Source organism: Candidatus Saccharimonadia bacterium, assembly GCA_035544015.1.
GTDB lineage: Bacteria > Patescibacteriota > Saccharimonadia > UBA4664 > UBA4664 > UBA5169.
On record DATKIP010000092.1, the window covers coordinates 1 to 1,473 of the forward strand.

The following is a 1,473-nucleotide window of genomic DNA, read 5'->3' on the forward strand; positions in this document are numbered from 1 at the left end:
CGCTCTCGGTGACCGATGAACAGGGGAATGAAGTAGCCTATATGCCGATAGGCGAGGCCGCCAACTGAGGCGGCCTTACAGGGCCCTGGGCTCTGGCGGAAGATCATCCGCGACCGTTGGCTGCATGTAGCCACTTGCTTGAGCGGGAAAACCCCAACTGCTTTCGGAGGCTCGGGTTTATCAAATGGCTCACTGGCAATCTTAGCGGCATGAGCCCTCGTGGTTTCGAGGTTAGGGTAGTTCTCCCCCCTCCTCCTCAAACGTGCTGTCGTTTTTGATGTGAAAGAAAAATCGCGCCATTCGACTGCCCTCTCGGTTTTCGAACATGTTTCTTGCCCCTCGTGTCAACCGTCGCCCGCACTAAGGCTGGCAGACTGCGAAAGTGATATTGCGATCTCCGCGAGCCAAGCCATTGAAGGAACTGTGATCACGGCCGCTGCTGCGCCCGGTTGGATCAGTTGGGCCAATCTCGGGTCCGGCACCCATGCGGCGCGGGCGCTTTCCGCCTCAATCACCCGCGCCGGGATTTGGTGAGAAGTATTGGAGTTTGTCCGGCTTCCCCTCCCACTCCTTAGAGTCGGGCGGGGGCGCTTTTTTGACCGCAATATTTGGCCAGACTTTCGCGTATTCCGCATTTAGCGACAGCCATTTCTCGAGCCCCGGCTCGGTGTCCGCCTTGATCGCGTCGACCGGGCATTCCGGCACGCAGATCCCGCAATCGATGCATTCGTCCGGGTGGATGACGAGCATGTTCTCGCCCTCGTAGAAGCAGTCCACGGGGCAAACCTCCACGCAATCCATCAGCTTGCACTTGATGCAGCTTTCGTTGACGACGTAGGTCAATTAAGCGTCCTTCCAGCAAATCGCAGTGGTGAACTCATTCACGGTGTCCGTCCCCACGGTGCTCGCTCTTTGGCTGAAAAATGGACGCAGAGGAGACCAGCGTCCGCCGGCTCGATCGGAACGCCGAACAGTAGGCATTTGAGAGCCGAGGGGCTCGCGCTTGTCAGGTTGCAGCACATCTCTTCACCGAGGTACGTGCAATCCTGGCAAACACCGAAGCGCCGATGCGCCCCACTCGCAGCTACCGTGGTCAGCACTTGGTGCAGGGCGTGGTGCATCGCGGTTTGCTCTTTGGCGTCGAGCGAGTCCACGGCGCGCACCAGAACTTCGAAGGGATCGCGCGCAAGCGCTTTCTTACCTTTGTTCGTCAGTCGCAGACTGACGCTCCGCCCATCCGCCTCGGATCGCTGTCGGATCAAGTACCCACCTGCCTCAAGCGACTTAATGGCTTGTGATGCGGTGCCACGGGTCGTCGCTTGAAATTCCGCGAATGCCGACGGGGTCCGGGAGAACGAGTTCGCGCGGGCGAAGAAGCGCAGCGCCATCCATTGGGCAGGACTGAGTTCGCCGTCATAGCCCTCGGCTTGCACGAGCCGCCCCACCAGCAGCAGGAGTTCCGCCGTTTCGCGC

Annotated in this window: 2 protein-coding genes; both read right to left on the reverse strand. The window is 59.8% G+C overall.

What is annotated here, in order from left to right; all coding sequences use genetic code 11:
* Positions 1-507 precede the first annotated feature (507 nt).
* On the reverse strand, positions 508-843 hold the full coding sequence (fdxA, locus tag VMT30_06310; GenBank protein ID HVQ44552.1) for a ferredoxin FdxA: 336 nt from the start codon (positions 841-843) through the stop codon (positions 508-510).
* 38 nt (positions 844-881) lie between these two features.
* On the reverse strand, positions 882-1,454 hold the full coding sequence (locus tag VMT30_06315) for a MarR family transcriptional regulator (GenBank protein HVQ44553.1): 573 nt from the start codon (positions 1,452-1,454) through the stop codon (positions 882-884).
* Positions 1,455-1,473 lie beyond the last annotated feature (19 nt).